This window comes from Undibacterium umbellatum, assembly GCF_014284125.1.
In the GTDB taxonomy this organism is placed as follows: domain Bacteria; phylum Pseudomonadota; class Gammaproteobacteria; order Burkholderiales; family Burkholderiaceae_D; genus Undibacterium; species Undibacterium umbellatum.
In genome coordinates, this window is sequence record NZ_JACOFX010000001.1 from 634,624 (window position 1) to 651,197 (window position 16,574).

Below are 16,574 nucleotides of genomic sequence, written 5' to 3' on the forward strand. Positions count from 1 at the left end.
CGTTCCCGCATCAACATTCCACGTCACAACATCGTCAACCCAACTCAACTTCACTCTTTACTTGATTACAGTCAATGTCGCCCTTCGTGCGAACCAGGCCATGTTCTTTGGCATGATGCAGCGCCAGGTCTAGTGCATCCATAAATTCATTTACCTTGATGGGCTTTGTCAGATAACGGAAAAAGCCAGCGTCCAAGCCTTTCTCTATATCGCGCGGCATGGCATTTGCAGACAAGGCCATGACAGGTATATGCGCCGTCAGCGGGTCACTCGCCAAAATCTTGAGCGCACCAAAACCACTAAGACCCGGTAAATTAATATCCATCAAAATCACATCCGGCTTGCATACCTGTGCCGTGCTGATACCCAGATGAGCATCCACTGCTGTCAACAGCTTGAGATCGCTGCGGCGGGCAATCAATTGCTCGACCAAAGCGAGGTTGGCAGGATTGTCTTCCACATATAATAAGCTGCGTTGTGATGATGCATGCGCTGCTTGCCGCTCATCAACTGCCTCGACCACAAATTCGTCCGCTCCTTCCTCATGCAAAGCTGGTGCTGAAGCCAGGGCTAACTCTATCCAGAATACACTACCAACACCTACATCGCTTTCCACTCCAATTGAGCCGCCCATGAGCTCAATCAATTGCTTGGTCACCACTAGACCAATACCGGTTCCTTCTTCATTGCCTGCATCTTGCCCCAGGCGATTAAAGGGTTGAAACAGTTGCGCTACCTGGTCTGGCGATAAGCCTTTACCTGCATCCTTGACACAGATACGAATGCGGCTCTCACCATGCATGGCATATTCGACTGTAACAGAACCTTCATGCTGATTGTACTTAATCGCGTTTGACAATAAATTCACCATGACTTGCTTGAGTCTGGTGCGGTCAGCAAATACATACAGCGACAAGTCTATAGTCGGGAAAATCATCTTAATACCGCGCGTCTGAGCTTGCGGCTCTATCATGGCGTGGCAATCCAGCAAGACATCGCTCAGCAGGATCGACTCTTTTGAAATTGTCACCTTGCCCGACTCTATCATCGCAAGATCAAGAATTTCATTTATTAGGCGCAATAGATACCAGCCAGCCTGCAATATCTGGTCTATCGATAATTTCTGGTTATCCGACGGCGGCGGATTATCTGATGCCATCAATTGCGCAAAACCCAGCACTGCATTGAGTGGCGTACGCAGTTCATGACTCATGCTGGATAAAAATTCTGACTTGGCCAAATTGGCTTTTTCGGCAACCGCCTTGGCCAGCTCCAGCTCAACATTACTACTCTGCAGCCTTTGCTCGAACAATTTATATTCAGTGACATCCCTGGCAGATGCAAATACGCCCTGCAATCTGCGCTCACGGTCGTAGATGGTGCTGGCATTGTAGGAAATTTCGGTTTCTTTGCCATCTTTCGCTATCGCTGTCAGTTCACAATTTGTGACCTTGCCAGTTTGTAGCGCACGCTTCATCGCCAGTTCTGCTGCGGCGGGTTCGGTAAAATAATTTTTGAATGGAGCGCCTATCAGTTCATCGCGCGTGCACCCGGTGATCGCTTCCATCTGGTGATTAACATCGCTGATAACACCATTCAAGTCTGTCGTGATCAGGGCATCAATATTGGCCTCAATCAAAGAACGTGTATAAAACTGCTGATCTCGCAAACGCTGATCCAGCAAGGCTTGCTCGGCCTCCACCTGCTTGCGTGCGGTATTATCTGTACCTATCAAGAGGCTACCTATGACAACACCCTGCGCATCCCGTAGGGCAGTGACTGACACAATGGCCTGCAGACGACTACCATCACGACAGATATAGGTCAGTTCATGAATATCTTCCAGACTGCGCATGGCCTTGAAGATTAAGGCATCAAAACCCAGGGCGACGGGGGTATTGAATTCTGCGCTTAGCGCAGTTGCCCGCGCTGCCAGTTCGTCAGAGTCTGAAATATCAGCAGGGCTAATCAGGTTGACGACATCAGCAGCGTCATAGCCCAGCATGTGTTCGGCACCGACATTGAAAATCTGTATCAAGCCTTGTGCATCCGTCGCAATAATGGAAAAGTTCTGACTATTAAAAATGGCATCCTGCAAGGCACCCATTTTAAGTAATACTTCGCGCACCTTGAGTGAGGTTTGCTCGCCAGCCATACGACCCAGTGTGGCTCGGCGTATCTGCAAAGCCCAAAGCAATAAAAACACCAACAAAAAACCAACGCTGCCTACCACCAGTTTGATGCGAAACGCCGCCTTCAATTTTCGTTCATCGAGCAAAACCTGCTCATCGACAATCGCTGCAGTCAAAATAGTGTGCACCCTGGAGGATGCCAGCAAACCCGCATTAAACAGGGCAAGAGTCGCTGCAAAGCCACGCGCTTCAAATTGTTTTTGGCCTTCGTGCATAATGGCCACTCTCTCGTCGACCGCTTTTTGCAACTGCTGCATGCGTGCCTGCTGTTGAGCATTATCCAGCGTCAAACCATGCAAATGCTGGATAACCTTTGCCATGCGACTGAGGCTATCATTGCGCTGACTTATGTAGCTATCTTCTTTTGTCAGAAAATATGCCTTTTGCCCGTTCTCTGCATCAGATAGTTTGGCGCCCAACTCATTGAGATCATCCATGACTTTGCGGGTGTGCTCTATCGACTTGACTGTATCGAAAGGCACGGCAATATTCCAAGCAATACCACCTATCATCAACAGGGCCAGCAAAGTGATGCCAAAGCCGATCAAGGTCAGACGCTCTACCGAGACTGCCTTCATATATTATTATTCACAGCAATCCTTCAATAAATTTCGGAATTCGGACCAATACTTACAAGCCTATGTTGCCCTGCATATATCCAGTTGTTCTGACGATGGTGGCTGGCACAACAGGTAAAGCTTTCCCCTGGCGCTGCAAAACATCAGACAGCAAGCGGGCAAATTCTTTCTTGACCACGCCATAACATTCACACACATGCCCTTCCAACCCCGCTCTGTTAACGACGGTGATATGTCCACGCCTGTAACTGATAAAGCCATAATTTTGTAGTTTCCCCGCAGCTTCAGTCACCCCTTCGCGCCGCACCCCCAACATATTGGCAATCAATTCCTGGGTAATCGTCAGGTCATTTCCCGACATGCGGTCCAATGTCAGCAATAGCCAGCGACACAGTTGCTGTTCGACCGAATGGTGGCGATTACATACTGCTGTTTGTGACATTTGCGTGATCAGTGCCTGGGTGTAACGCAGCAACAAGCGCAGCACTGGCCCGGCACGGTTAAATTCTTCCAGCAAGAAATGTGCCTTCAAGCGATAACCAAAGCCACCAGTCTGCACGATTGCACGGCTAGGTGTGGTATCGCCACCCATAAACAGCGAAATCCCCACCAAACCTTCATTTCCGACACCGGCAATTTCAGAAGAACCACCGTTTTCCAGCAAATAATGCAGCGAAACAATCGCCGTCACCGGAAAGTACACATACTGCAACTTGCCGCCCGACTCATACAAGACATCACCCAGCAACATGGAAACCAGTTCCAAATGAGGTGCCAGGCGATCAAATTCTGCATCCAACAACGCCGCCAGCAGATGGTTTTGATTCGGATCTATCTGATTGTCCATATCGAATTCCTGCGTAATTTAGACTAAAGGACAAGGCACAAAATATACCCCACAAAAATCTGTGGAACGCCCCGCCCCCCCGACTCTATGGCACTTATGCCTATAGTGTCTGTTCGATATCACACATATAGAAAAAATAATGCAAACAAAACCCAGCAGATCTTCATCTGCTCAGCTAAGTCAACTTGCATCGACAATCACTCTCTGCCGCTGCATTGGAAGCTACACTATGGCAGCATCTTGAAAACAATTACGTACGTTAGCGCACAGACAGTCATCAATAAGATATACAATTTGGTGACACCGCTAAGAATTCTTGGCTGATAAAATATTTGCGCCCCACACTGATATCGAGTTGAATTGATTTAACCCTTACTCTCGGAACCGTTTTGCTTACCAGCATGACGTATCACCGTTGCGCGACGATCTGACTCCCCCAATACATGCAAGGGATCGCCGCGTGGAATGTCAGCTAACAAGCGGTCAAACTCCAATTTAACGACGGAATAACATTCGCAGACCACTTTTTCCAGCCCGGGGCGATCGACCACATCAATGCGCCCGCGACTGTACCGTATCAAACCCAATCGCTGTATATTGCCTGCCGCTGCCGTCACACCCTCGCGTCTGACACCCAGCATATTGGCAATCAATTCCTGGGTCATGGAAACAGAATCCGATGGCAAACGATCGAGGCTTAACAGCAACCAGCGGCAAAGCTGCTGCTCTATGGAGTGATGGCGGTTACAGACTGCCGTTTGCGTCATTTGCGTAATTAATGCCTGGGTATAGCGCAGCAAAAGGCGCAAAAAAGGCCCGGCCCGATTAAATTCCTCCTTCAGAAACTGCGCCTGAAGACGATAGCCATAGCCAGCAGACTGGACTACAGCGCGACTGGGTGTTGTTTCCCCCCCCATAAACAGGGAAATGCCAAGTATGCCCTCATTGCCAACGATGGCTATTTCTGCAGAAGCGCCATTCTCCAGCACATACAGCAAGGACACGATGGAAGTGGTTGGGAAATAAACGTAGTTCAACGTACAGCCTGCCTCATACAAGGCTTGCCCCAAGGGCATCTCCACCAACTCAAGATGCAGGGAAAGACGATCAAACTCTGCTTTCGGCAAAGCTGCGAGCAAGTGATTTTGAAGAGGATTATGCGGGATGGTCATGAATGATGCTCTGAGCTGCCATCTCTGTTTGGAGTGACATGGATTGTATAGACTGGATTATCTATACACAGAGTAGCAGGTATAAAGCTGGAGTATGTGCGCCATCGCTCATATAGCCCTCATCTAGCTCAACTTACTTATTAAACAAGTACACTCACCTGGTTTTTGCGGGGTATGCGCGGTTCTAGTGAAGATTGGCGGTACGCTTAAAGCTGGTCAAGCTTACTGAAAGGGAATCGAAGACAATAATCTGGTAAATTCTTTTTGTATGACGACATAGCATTCACAGACCACTTTTTCCAGACCAGGTCTATCCAGCACGACGATCGCGCCACGGCTATAACAGATCAGACCAGCACGCTGCAAGTTGCCTGCCGCCTCGGTCACCCTTTCACGCCGCACGCCCAGTACATTGGCAATGCGCTGCTGGGTGATATTCACGGCGTCTGAAGATAATCTATCCAGGCTCAGCAACAGCCAACGGCACAATTGCTGCTCCACCGTGTGATGCAGATTGCAAATGGCAGTCTGCGTCATCTGGGTAATCAACGCCTGGGTATAGCGTAACAATACGCGCAGCAAGGGACCTGCACGATCGAACTCCACTTTCAATAGTTGGCCTTTGAGGCGATAGGCAAAACCAGCACTTTGCACCACTGCACGATTTGGCGTGGTATCGCCTCCCATGAAAAGGGAAATACCGACAACACCCTCATGACCAACAGCGGCAATTTCAGCCGAAACACCATCTTCCAGCACATACAGCTGAGAAACTACGGCTGAAGTGGGAAAATACACAAACTGCTGGCGCACGCCTGCCTCATACAATACATCACCAACAGCCATGGAGATAAGCTCCAGACCGACCGACAGTGACGCAAATTCTGCAGCAGGCAAGGCCGCAAGCAGGTTATTTTGCATAGGACTGGGGGATGTGTGCATTAACGTTTTTAGCCTTAAAATTCCACCAGAGGTTTCATCAAACAGACAAAGCCGGGTAGCGGAGCGCTAGCCTATCACGTCAAACAAAAAATCTATGCGCGCTTGCGCACACAAGTCCCCCTAAGAAAGTGTTTTTAAGAAATAAAACTGAGCCAGCGTTACCAATCACTAGTCAACACTGACTCAGCAAATGAACGAACCAGCACGCTCACTCATCAAGATACACGTCGTCAAGTTCATTCAAGACGACATAGCCTTCTGGCACATCAAAGCCTGCGCTTTCTTGCGCCGCAATAGATAGCCGTGCGGTGCTACTCTTTTTCTTTTTCAATGGATCGCAAGCAGATAATGGCTGCACCGGATCAGCACCGCCACCAGAAGTGAACTGCAAACCCGTGAGACGCTCGACTTCTGCGATTTTCACTTGAAAAGTTTTATAGGCACCAAATGGCGCCGTCGCCTCAATGCCAAATTGCGCGATGACTTCGCTTTGATCGAGCATATAAGCCGTGGCAAACAGTTCTTGCTCAGCATTGACCGTGGCAATCACCTTCCAGAAACGCACTGGATACTGAATTTTTGGGAAAGGTTTGTAGACAGGGTCATCTTCTTCAAAAATCGGCCCGGTAAACACTTGCACATCCAGATTTGATTTTCTCAAACCAGACTCCAGGACATAAGCCTCCAACCCTTGCCACAATTGTTTGCCCTGGTTGAACTTTGCATGTTGAGCCGCTGTCGTATTTAATTACCTTCCTTCCGCGGGGTTAGCGCCATGAACCGACGCCGCGATGATTTACAACTCATAGACACAAGCACCTGCCCCACCGTTGACGTGAATGCCTTGCCAGTTGCAATGAAAAAAGACCTTCGAAGCGCGGGCACGCAGTATTTTGTGACCTTCAGATAAGCTTGAACAAGTCCGACGAACCTGCCGGCCGACCTCGTTCAACGACGCCAATGAGGAAAATAATAAAAAAATCTCATGGCGTGCAAAAATTATAAATTTTCGTATTCAATAATCATAAAAAGCGCGCCAATTTGAAAATTTACAATAGAATCAATACCTCTGCATCTTAACCAATTGAGTATATTTAATGCCATGAATACACCTCCATTCTTCGCAGTACAAAAACAAACACTTAATGGCGTAAGTACAATACTTGCCGTTGAATATACTCTTGACCCCGCAGACCTCGATCCCACGACTGATCTGCATTTATATGTAGACACACTGACCGTGCCTGGTCAAACTTTCAGCCTTCCGGGTAAAAATATTGTTATTACAGCCCGTCAAATCAATTGCGCATCAGGCGCCGCATTTGATAGCAGCGGCAAAAGTTATGATCAGCCTGTCGTGCCGATTAATCCCCCCAAGGCTGCCAGCGGCAGTGCGTCAGATAAAGGTGGTGTAGATGGTGCCAGTGGTGGCGTCGCATCGGGTGCAATTGCAAGTAAAGGCGACAGTGCTGGCAATATCACCATTATTGCATCGAGTATCAACGGCCAATTGAGTTTGAGCGCCAAAGGCGGCAATGGCCAACAAGGGCAAAATGGCCAGGCAGGTGGTGATGGTTTGACGGGCGACAATGGCAACGACGCCATCATTAACCGCGTGCAACATGATCCACAGCATCCTGATGGCTGGTCGGTCACGCAAGCCACCGCTGGTGGCGATGGCGGCCGTGCTGGTAACGGTGGCAATGCTGGTGCCAGTGGGAATGGTGGCGATGGCGGCCTTGTGACTGTGCACACTATGACTGTACTGGCGACTGGTCAAGTAACTGTCGCCAATACGGGCGGCAATCCAGGTGCGGCGAGCAATCCGGGTAAATGTGGTGGCTTTGGTGTTGCGGGCATCGGTGGTCGCATTGCCGTTGAGCATGAACAAGGTGGGCACTTCAATACAAAAGTGTGGGAATTGAGTGATGACCGTCAAGGCGGAGCGCAAGATGGCACCGCTGGCACGGATGGCAAGGCAGCAGCACCTGCTGTAAAGGGCAAGGATGCCGCGACTGACCTCAGTCAGCAACCCATTATCACTAAATTGTTCATACCAGATTTGACTACCGTGAACCTGGTCCAGTTAACCCTTGATTACGCGGAAGTTGCCTATCTTGGTAACAACCTGGCCCAGGCACTGAATTATTATCAATGGCTGGAGCAACTGACCAGTGGTGATAGTGGTGATGCTGGCTTGAATACCGAGTTGGCCGGATTGAATCAACGTTGCAAGATCTTGCAAAAACAAATCGGCCAAGGGCTGGATTACTTTAGCAACCCCATCAATTACGTACCGATAGTAACGCTGGATCTATATACGCAAATGCTGGATGGCATGTTGAGTACAGGTGGGCAAGTAGAAAGTACCTATAACCAGTACACCGCTTATCTGAACGGTCAAAGTCATGAATTTGATGGCATGAACGACGCCATTGCCAATGCACAGACCGCCATCACTAACTATGTACAGGCACAAAAGGACTATTACACGAAAATCAATGATACCGGTGCCACCATCATTCAATTGACCGACGCCCTGGTTGCTCAACACTATGTATTGACCGCTGCTGACGACAGCTTTAAAAAAGCAGTAGAAGCCAAAGGGCAATCCTGCTCCTTCGCCAGCTTTTTAGCACTTCTTAAAACCATCCTCACTGTCGGTGTCGATGTCTACTCCGCCTTTAGCGACCCTACCGCACGCACGGTCAGCACCGCAGTCAAAGATTTTGCTGACATTGGCATCGGCATTGAAAATGGCAACCTGGTGACTAATCCTGTGCCGAGCAAGGCTGATCCGGCCAGCATCAGCAAGATATGGGAGCAAATCAGTACCGGTGGCAGCGACGTGGATGATTCCAGTAAGCTGATTGCAGAGCAAAACGATTTTGATAAAAGCTTGCAACCCTATCTGGATATGCCTGAAGCGCAGAACTATAAAAAACAGGTGCATGACTATATAGGTATAGCACAAAGCCGCAACAGCAAATTACTTGAATACACCAACGACTGCATTCAATATATTGCGCTTACTGGCTTGATAAACCAAAAACAAGCAGAAGTGAACCGGATTAAAGCCCAGATAGCCAAAGAAAACGTGCCGGGATTGATTAGTTATCGCAATTTTCTGTTCACTCAATATCAGGACTACAAAAGGCTGTGCCTGAAATACCTTTATCAGGAAAATCGCGCCTATGATTACTGGAGTCAACAGGATAATCCTTTCACCATCAGCGACAACTCATTCGTTGGGCTAGGTATTTTTCATAATAATCTCAAGGCGCAGATTATTAATAGCATCAACAATTACAGTCAGCCTAGTCAGCCATTGAATAATATCGAAATTCTGCTGGATCCAACAACCCGGCCCGAACAGTTCGCCAGCTTCCAACAAAATGGCTTGTTCAACTTTCAAATTACCCTGGATGAAAGCAGTTTCCTTGGCTGGTCTAATGTATTGCTTACTAATTTCAAAATTTACATTCAAGGCGTCACTGCGCCGGCAGGTGGAAATGTGTATGTACAATTTCTGCACCAGGGGCGCGTGGTCTTGATAGACCAGCATGGTGCAGCCACCAACTACACGCATAATCAAGTACTGAGTGTGTATGAATACACCCTGCAAAACGGGCAGCCGGTTACCATTGCTGGCGGCTCACTGGGTGGTGACGGCACCGGTGGTAACCAAAAGCGCATTGCCTTGAGCCCTTACGCAAGCTTTGGTATTACGCTGCCAGCGAAATTCAATCCTGGTGTCGACTTCTCAAAAGCCACTGGTATAGAAATACATTTTTCAGGCTATGCGGTTCCACGTTTAAACATGAAGGTGCATGGCTGATCAAGCGGCTCAATGGACGGTTACCTTGACAGTGACCGACCGGCCGCATTACTTACGTCAAACACTGGAACATTTGCGGCAAGTACGTGGTATCGAGCAATGGCATTTGTTCATTGGACTGGAGCCGGGTTGTCCAGAATGTGCGCAACTGTGCGAGGCTATAGACTTCATGCCTCGCACAATTTTAAGCAACCCTCAGCAGCTTGGTATCAGAGGCAACCCCTTTTACACCATGCAGTATGCATTTGACCTGGGTAGCCAGGTCAATATTTATCTCGAAGATGATATTGTGTTGTCGCCTGACGTTGCTGAGCTGGCTTTGTGGTACCAGCAAACCATAGAGACAGATCAATTGTTTGATGTGCGTATCATGCTGCTCAATTTGTTTGTTACGAGCATTCGCACCGAGCCAGTTGCGGACCTGGGTATCAGCCAGTTCTTCTCGCCATGGGGCATGGTCATCAACGCTTTTCAGTGGAAGAATTTCATTGAGCCCGCATGGTGGAATGATGAACACCGTTATCCGCATCAATATGACTGGACTTTGAGTCTGTCCGAAGTGATGAATCTCCAGGATAAGCTTTTTGTACTGGCTCCATTAGTCAGTCGCAGTACCAATATTGGACGCGAAGGCGGACTTCACAGCCATCCTGAGCGGTTTGATTTACTAATGAACGGTCTACAGCATCACCAAGGCGAACAAAAGATCGACTACAAGATTAATAACAAGGCCCAGATACATTGGCGGCGACTGGATTATGCGCAAATGACTGCATACGATGAATAAATAACAGTTTGGTCAACACTCGCGTAATTGTTAACTATTAGAGGTCGCCTTTTTCAAGCGACTAATTTCTTAACGCACAATTTCTGGATGCTCCTTATCGCTGCAGCAACTGTCGGGAGTTATATGCATCATGCCCGTCATTGATTGCCAATAGACCTCTGTTGAGCCTCAAGGCACGAGTCGCGATTACTCGGTTACGGACAAATCATCGTTTGTAGTTTTGGATGACGCCATTGCGCAAAATTGGGAAATACGCTGAGAATTTCCAGAAAAATTTTCTTTCCAATCATAATTTGTCGACAAATTTAACCTCACAATGTCGACAAATTTGCTTTCCACTACGATTGATGATGCGCGACACACGTATACCCTCATTTGCCACCCATTTAATGCGGTCCTCGGCATCGCGGCCAGGATCAAAATCACGGCCATCTATGGTCTGCACCTTGTCATTCAGTTTCAAGGGAATACCGCTATGGTGGAGTGCAACGACATACCAGTCATTGTTGAAAACAGGGGAGCCTGAAGATCATCCCAAGATGTCTGTGCTGTACAAGAGTTCATTCTCGGTACGTTTGATCAACTTGTTTTCTCGCACACACAACTGTTTGAGACCGCCATTAGGGTGCTGGATAATGGTCAGCCATTCACCATCACTCACCTTGCCTGTCGCCTCAATCAAGGGAAGATAGGCGTAAGACGATAAATGCACTTCAGCGTTACTGGCTTTTTCATCCACCGCGACCACAGTGAAGTCCAGGTCTACACTGGTTTGAAATAATCGGTGGGGATGCGACTTGAATATCTGAGGGCCAGTTTGCTCACCAGCTTCATTCAACTCATAATTGAAATGCGCTTTGGAGCTCTTGCAACTTGGCGCATCTGGCAACACATGATGATTGGTCAGCGAGACACCGGGACCGATCAGAAAACCTGTACCCCAACCGATTTGACTTCCATCAAGGCCGTGAATCGCGATTCTGGCCACCGATCTGGCAGCGACCAGACCGCGCGCCAGATAATTAACATCCTGCAATTCATTAACTAGCAAGATACGCTCAAAAAAAGCATCGGCCTTTCCAGCATCCCCCATACTTTCACGCAGAAATTGTTTGCGCTCTACCTGCTGCTTGACTGTCGATAATTGGGCGGGAGTCTTGTCACATCTATATAGGATATCTGCATCCAGATCAAAGTCACTGGCCTTTTGCTCTGCTCTGGCGATCTGCTCAATTATCACACTCATAAGCCCCTCCGCTCTGCAAGTATTAGCAAGAAAAAGATAGCATAATACCTACGATAAATAACCTTTTAACAACATTTTTTATTGTTTTGACAAACTGGGAGCATGAACAAGATACAAAGCAAATATGAGCGCAAACAAAAAGCCCGCTAGAAGCGGGCTTTTTGTTTGAATTTCTGGGGTGACCGATGGGGTTCGAACCCACGACAACAGGAATCACAATCCTGGACTCTACCAACTGAGCTACGGCCACCACTGCATTTTCCCTGCGTATTGCAGTGCAAGAGAGCTACGCATTATACGAGAAATTTGGCTTGAAGGCAATAGCATTCTTGGGAAAAGCCTACTCAAGGGCATTTGCGAGCATTAAAAGCCCCTCCCCTCTTGCCAAATATGAGCAGACATAAAAAAGCCTACGCTTTAAAGGCGTAGGCGAAATCTCACTTGAGGTAGTGAGTTGAAGGAGCGTGCAATGAAACATCAGCAATATATTCCTGCACGGACACCACACCACTATGTATTACAAATTCTTACGAATACTCGCTTTTCACTTACAAATTAGCTCATGTATTGAGTTTAAGACCTGGCTGCGTAACCCAGGCTTTTATTTGGCTAGGCCGCCACGATCATTTGCTCTTCCTTACTCCTGTCAAATGCAGTAACGCTTTGCATGGCCCTGGCAGCTTCCAGTAACAGTTCAGGCTGACCAGATGCGAGTTTCTTGCTGTCTGACAGTATCTGGCGAAACACACGCGCACCAACCAGGCCCATCATCAGTCCCAGCATATGGCGTACGACGGTATTCAAACGCAGGCCTTTACCACCATTGCCATACAATTCCAGCTGCCTGTGAATATAGGGGATCATGTGTTCGAGAATTTCTTCCCTGGTCTTGACTGGACTTGCATCGCCATAATAGCGCTCATCAAAACTGGCCATGAAATACGGGTTGTGATAAGCCTCACGCCCTATCATGACACCATCGACATGCAACAAATGTGCATCCATGTCTTCCAGGGTTTTAATACCGCCATTGAGGATGATTTCCAATTCTGGAAATTCTTTCTTCAGGCGATAGGCATAATCGTATTTGAGTGGCGGTATTTCTCGGTTCTCACGGGGCGACAAGCCTTTAAGGATGGCATTGCGCGCATGCACGATGAAGGTCTTGCAGCCTGCGTCAGCGACAGTGCCGACAAAGTCACGCATGAATTCATAAGAATCCACTTCATTGATACCTATACGGTGCTTGACAGTGACATCAATGGAGACCACATCCTTCATCGCCTTGACGCTATCAGCAACCAGCTGCGGCTCTGCCATCAGGCAGGCACCGAATGCACCTTTTTGCACACGTTCAGACGGACAACCACAATTCAGGTTGATTTCATCATAACCCCATTGCTCGCCCAGCTTGGCCGCATGCGTCAGATCAGCCAGTTCACTACCACCCAGTTGCAGAGCAACGGGATGCTCACCAGGATTAAATTCCAGATGGCGCTGCACATCTCCATGCAAGAGTGAGCCAGTTGTCACCATTTCAGTGTACAGCCAGGAGTGGCGAGTGATATGACGATGGAACTGGCGGCAATGCCTGTCTGTCCAATCGAGCATCGGGGCCACAGAGATGCGGCGTGGTGGTAGCGGTTTTGTATTCACAATAAAACAATACGGCAATTTTCAATACCGTATTGTACCTTGTCATTGGGAAATCGCCTTTGAATGACGCATGCGTCGTCAAATCCAAGACAGCAGGTAACACAATCCTGCACATTGCAAATAAGTGAATGTCTAGGAAATTACTCCTTGATCACCAATTTGTGCTGCGTGCCTTCGCCCCGCGTCATGAACAACATACGGCAGGGCGCAAACACTTTCGCTGTGTGCCATCGCCCTTTGGGCACGAGCACGGCCTCCCCTGCCTTAACTTGGATATTCTGGACTACATCGTCAAGCTCTATGTGGAAGTCAGCCAGCCCAGATAGCAAATAGACGAATTCATCTGCATGTGGATGCATTTCCCAGTTGGGCCAGTCTGCGTCACAACTGAATTCGCTGATCAGCCAGTGCTTGCCAAAAGCATCAATTTCCGATTCCGGCAAGCTCCAAAACGCAGGCCCACCTGCCAACACGGTCGCCATGCCATCGGCGGCCAGCGCAACATAGGTTTTTTGAGATTCTATTTTCATGCTTAGCTTCCTCAAAAATACGGATCTATTACAAGAATAGTCTTGACTGTCTTCATGGAACAAAAATAGATATTAATATTTTAATAATAGTGCATCAGTGAGTTCAACGAAATTGGAAGTTATAAGAAAAGCATGCTAAGGACAAGACAATTGAAAATGACTGTGCCGGCAAATGCTATCCGGAAAGAGGGTTTGACGGTTTTATGGCGAAATAATCTTTGTGCCAGCATACCACCCGGCCAGCCACACGCAAGCCCACACAATAATAAGCTACGCTCTGAAATTCTTGACTCACGTTTGCGTGCTGCCGCCTTATCCAGACCATACATGATCAGGGTGATAATGCTCATGGTGCCATAGATAATGGCTACGCCCAGCCATTGCAGTTGCTGCTTACTACGCACCAAAGAAAAGACTTCTGCAATTTGATCAAAAAAATCCATACCATCGCGGAGCAGGTGAAAGAGCCCGGATTATTGCAGACCAAACATGGTCAGTCCATTCTTATACGCAATGCGCTCTGCAATATCTGCTGGCAACTCACTTAGCATGCGGCGATAAAAGCCTATCAACTGCGGCACATCATCCCAACGCGAAGTAACCCAGGTATCGGTGCCTAGCACGAACCTGCCAGGGTAGCGCAAAAACAGGCGCTTCCATTGAGGATTCAGGCTACCGTTTTGCTCAAGATCGGAGCGAAAAGATAATTCACCGACCAGATTAGGGTATTGCACAAACATGGCCTCGACTTTATCGAGCGAGGTGCTCATGCCGGTATGTGCCCAGATCAGCTTGACGCCGGGTGCTTGATGCAAAATACGTTCTATTGCATCTTCATCGGAATGTGCATGCAGCCATAAATCACGTGCCTTGGCCAGCCTGGCAATTTTCGCCATATAGGGTGCATCAGCATCCTTGCCAAAGATATGAAATTCCCCTATGCCGCGATAGATGCCGCGCTGCAGTTCATTTTCAACGAAGCGCTCTATCTCTGAATTGGCAAACCAGTCATGCCTGTCGGGCTGTACTCTGTAGGGACGCAGGAAAGGGACGATCTTGATGTCCGGTGCATTTTGCGCAATCAGATCCAGCGTGCCATCATTAGGGCGACTGGTCGCCAATACCGCGCGTATACCAAGCTTACGCCACAAGGCAATAACACGCTGCGGCGACCAGGTGTTGCGTGCTTCGATGTTGTAATGCATATGGGCATCGAATATAGGTAAAGGCTCTGCTGCTAATGCAAGAGCCGACATCATGACCAAAGAGCAGGTCAATAAGAAATTCTGTAGACGCATTTTCATAGTCATGCCCCCTGCCGAACGTTGATATACCTTTTGATTCAAGGATACACGCCAGGAAGGAAGCGTCAACCCTCTGATTACAACATCCTCGCAATCAGGGCTTTTTCATGTCTGGCATCCAGCGGGATACGCACCTTATGCCCTGCCCCGCCTATGATGTTCAGAGGTTGATTGTCGGCATTACGCATCTCAGCCAGCTTGATCATTTCATTGCCATTCGGTGAAATAATTTCTATCTCATCACCAACGGCAAAGCGGTTTTTTACTTCGACTTCAGCCCAGCCATCAACCACCTGCAAGACCTGCCCCACATACTGGCTGCGGTGCGCCTTTGATACGCCCTCCATATAATTTTGATGTTCTTGCGTATGGTGGCGCTGATAAAAACCATCGGTATAACCACGATTGGCGAGGCCATTCAATTGCCCCAGCAATTCGGTATTGAATGGGCGACCAGCCACCGCGTCATCAATTGCGCGTCTATAAGTTTGGGCGGTGCGAGCAACATAATACAAGGACTTGGTACGGCCTTCGACCTTTAAGGAATCAACCCCGATTTTCGCCAGACGCTCAACATGCTCAACAGCGCGTAAATCTTTGGAGTTCATGATGTAGGTGCCATGCTCATCTTCAAGTATAGGCATGAACTGACCAGGCTTGCCACTCTCTTCTATCAGATAGGGACGATCAGCAAGTGGATGGCGCGGCATGTCGCCCATCGCCGAAAAAGATTGATTAGCCTCTTCCAGCGCCTGCTGATAATTGAACTGGATACTCTCAACCGGAATGCGCGCCAGGTCACCGGTTTCATTTTCGGTAGCATTCTCGACCTTATAATCCCAGCGACAGGAATTCGTGCAGGTCCCCTGATTAGGATCACGATGATTGAAGTAACCGGATAAGAGACAACGACCAGAATAGGCGATGCACAAGGCTCCATGAACAAAAACTTCCAGCTCCATATCCGGGCATTGCTGGCGAATTTCCTCTATTTCATCGAGTGATAATTCGCGTGACAGGATGACGCGCGTAAGACCCATCTTTTTCCAGAATTTGACATCTGCCCAATTCACGGCATTGGCCTGCACAGACAGATGCACTGGCACTTCTGGCCACTTTTCACGCACCATCATGATAAGGCCAGGGTCTGCCATAATAAGGGCATCCGGCTTCATATTGATGACCGGCTCCATGTCGCGCAGATAGGTTTTGAGCTTGCTGTTGTGCGGGAAGATATTGCTGGCGACGAAGAACAACTTACCGCGCGCATGGGCACCATCTATGCCTTGCTGCAAAACATCGAGAGTAGAAAATTCATTATTGCGGGCGCGCAGGCTATAGCGTGGCTGGCCAGCATAGACCGCGTCGGCACCAAAGTCGAAAGCGGCATGCATTTTTTCCAGCGAACCGGCGGGCAAGAGAAGTTCTGGGGCTTTGAACATGACAAGAAAATCCGAAAAGAAAAATGTTCGCGATTTTAGT

General features: G+C 48.4%; 13 protein-coding genes, 1 tRNA gene and 2 pseudogenes. 2 read left to right on the forward strand and 14 right to left on the reverse strand.

Translation table 11 applies throughout. The annotated features are described in order from the left end of the window. Positions 1-34 precede the first annotated feature (34 nt). The 6 genes and pseudogenes from H8L47_RS02945 to H8L47_RS02965 form a co-directional block, all read right to left on the reverse strand. The gene (locus H8L47_RS02945; protein WP_329605430.1) at positions 35-2,155 is read right to left on the reverse strand and encodes a PAS domain S-box protein; all 2,121 of its coding nucleotides are present in this window, start codon (positions 2,153-2,155) and stop codon (positions 35-37) included. A 117-nt stretch (positions 2,156-2,272) separates the two neighbouring features. Then, a pseudogene (locus H8L47_RS30180) lies at positions 2,273-2,770 on the reverse strand (CHASE3 domain-containing protein); the annotation flags it as partial. Positions 2,771-2,822: 52 nt separating this feature from the next. Next, positions 2,823-3,617, reverse strand: coding sequence for a Crp/Fnr family transcriptional regulator (locus H8L47_RS02950; protein ID WP_186951728.1), 795 nt, complete (start codon positions 3,615-3,617; stop codon positions 2,823-2,825). Positions 3,618-3,982: 365 nt separating this feature from the next. Continuing rightward, positions 3,983-4,789 (reverse strand): Crp/Fnr family transcriptional regulator, encoded by an 807-nt coding sequence (locus tag H8L47_RS02955; RefSeq protein WP_186951729.1) that lies wholly within the window; start codon positions 4,787-4,789, stop codon positions 3,983-3,985. 222 nt (positions 4,790-5,011) lie between these two features. Then, positions 5,012-5,731 carry a Crp/Fnr family transcriptional regulator gene (locus tag H8L47_RS02960; protein WP_186951730.1) on the reverse strand — a complete coding sequence of 240 codons (720 nt, stop codon included), beginning with the start codon at positions 5,729-5,731 and terminating at the stop codon, positions 5,012-5,014. Between the two features lie 208 nt (positions 5,732-5,939). After that, positions 5,940-6,455 (reverse strand): annotated as a pseudogene (locus H8L47_RS02965) (DNA/RNA non-specific endonuclease); the annotation flags it as partial. A 378-nt stretch (positions 6,456-6,833) separates the two neighbouring features. On the opposite strand from H8L47_RS02965, the gene H8L47_RS02970 reads away from it, so the two are divergent. Both H8L47_RS02970 and H8L47_RS02975 read left to right on the forward strand, forming a co-directional pair. Beyond that, complete coding sequence (locus H8L47_RS02970) at positions 6,834-9,569, forward strand: hypothetical protein (protein ID WP_186951732.1); 2,736 nt, start codon at positions 6,834-6,836, stop codon at positions 9,567-9,569. After that, a complete protein-coding gene (locus H8L47_RS02975; RefSeq protein ID WP_186951733.1) occupies positions 9,562-10,356 on the forward strand; it encodes a hypothetical protein in 795 nt (264 codons plus the stop codon). Before H8L47_RS02970 ends, H8L47_RS02975 begins: the two co-directional genes overlap by 8 nt. A gap of 286 nt (positions 10,357-10,642) precedes the next feature. Here the strand turns inward: H8L47_RS02975 and H8L47_RS02980 are convergent, their stop codons facing one another. The 8 genes from H8L47_RS02980 to trhP form a co-directional block, all read right to left on the reverse strand. Next, on the reverse strand, positions 10,643-10,819 hold the full coding sequence (locus tag H8L47_RS02980; RefSeq protein WP_186951734.1) for a hypothetical protein: 177 nt from the start codon (positions 10,817-10,819) through the stop codon (positions 10,643-10,645). Positions 10,820-10,885: 66 nt separating this feature from the next. Continuing rightward, positions 10,886-11,602 carry a trypsin-like serine peptidase gene (locus H8L47_RS02985; RefSeq protein ID WP_186951735.1) on the reverse strand — a complete coding sequence of 239 codons (717 nt, stop codon included), beginning with the start codon at positions 11,600-11,602 and terminating at the stop codon, positions 10,886-10,888. Positions 11,603-11,776: 174 nt separating this feature from the next. Next, positions 11,777-11,852, reverse strand: a tRNA-His gene (locus tag H8L47_RS02990). 359 nt (positions 11,853-12,211) lie between these two features. Then, positions 12,212-13,258: a tRNA dihydrouridine(20/20a) synthase DusA gene (dusA, locus tag H8L47_RS02995; protein WP_329605420.1), complete on the reverse strand. Its 1,047-nt coding sequence runs from the start codon at positions 13,256-13,258 to the stop codon at positions 12,212-12,214. Between the two features lie 140 nt (positions 13,259-13,398). Then, positions 13,399-13,788 carry a cupin domain-containing protein gene (locus H8L47_RS03000; RefSeq protein ID WP_186951736.1) on the reverse strand — a complete coding sequence of 130 codons (390 nt, stop codon included), beginning with the start codon at positions 13,786-13,788 and terminating at the stop codon, positions 13,399-13,401. A gap of 119 nt (positions 13,789-13,907) precedes the next feature. Next, a complete protein-coding gene (locus H8L47_RS03005; RefSeq protein ID WP_230413552.1) occupies positions 13,908-14,231 on the reverse strand; it encodes a DUF1294 domain-containing protein in 324 nt (107 codons plus the stop codon). Positions 14,232-14,261: 30 nt separating this feature from the next. Continuing rightward, complete coding sequence (locus H8L47_RS03010) at positions 14,262-15,092, reverse strand: amidohydrolase family protein (protein ID WP_186951737.1); 831 nt, start codon at positions 15,090-15,092, stop codon at positions 14,262-14,264. Positions 15,093-15,169: 77 nt separating this feature from the next. Next, positions 15,170-16,534 (reverse strand): prephenate-dependent tRNA uridine(34) hydroxylase TrhP, encoded by a 1,365-nt coding sequence (gene trhP, locus H8L47_RS03015; protein ID WP_186951738.1) that lies wholly within the window; start codon positions 16,532-16,534, stop codon positions 15,170-15,172. Positions 16,535-16,574: the final 40 nt, after the last annotated feature.

Excerpts from the sequence above, each read along its gene's own strand:
- H8L47_RS02945 (WP_329605430.1), bottom strand. The coding sequence starts at position 2,155 with ATGGCTGGCGAGCAAACCTCACTCAAGGTGCGCGAAGTATTACTTAAA.
- H8L47_RS02950 (WP_186951728.1), bottom strand. The coding sequence starts at position 3,617 with ATGGACAATCAGATAGATCCGAATCAAAACCATCTGCTGGCGGCGTTG.
- H8L47_RS02955 (WP_186951729.1), bottom strand. The coding sequence starts at position 4,789 with ATGACCATCCCGCATAATCCTCTTCAAAATCACTTGCTCGCAGCTTTG.
- H8L47_RS02960 (WP_186951730.1), bottom strand. The coding sequence starts at position 5,731 with ATGCACACATCCCCCAGTCCTATGCAAAATAACCTGCTTGCGGCCTTG.
- H8L47_RS02970 (WP_186951732.1), top strand. The coding sequence starts at position 6,834 with ATGAATACACCTCCATTCTTCGCAGTACAAAAACAAACACTTAATGGC.
- H8L47_RS02975 (WP_186951733.1), top strand. The coding sequence starts at position 9,562 with ATGGCTGATCAAGCGGCTCAATGGACGGTTACCTTGACAGTGACCGAC.
- H8L47_RS02985 (WP_186951735.1), bottom strand. The coding sequence starts at position 11,602 with ATGAGTGTGATAATTGAGCAGATCGCCAGAGCAGAGCAAAAGGCCAGT.
- H8L47_RS03000 (WP_186951736.1), bottom strand. The coding sequence starts at position 13,788 with ATGAAAATAGAATCTCAAAAAACCTATGTTGCGCTGGCCGCCGATGGC.
- H8L47_RS03005 (WP_230413552.1), bottom strand. The coding sequence starts at position 14,231 with ATGGATTTTTTTGATCAAATTGCAGAAGTCTTTTCTTTGGTGCGTAGT.
- H8L47_RS03010 (WP_186951737.1), bottom strand. The coding sequence starts at position 15,092 with ATGAAAATGCGTCTACAGAATTTCTTATTGACCTGCTCTTTGGTCATG.
- trhP (WP_186951738.1), bottom strand. The coding sequence starts at position 16,534 with ATGTTCAAAGCCCCAGAACTTCTCTTGCCCGCCGGTTCGCTGGAAAAA.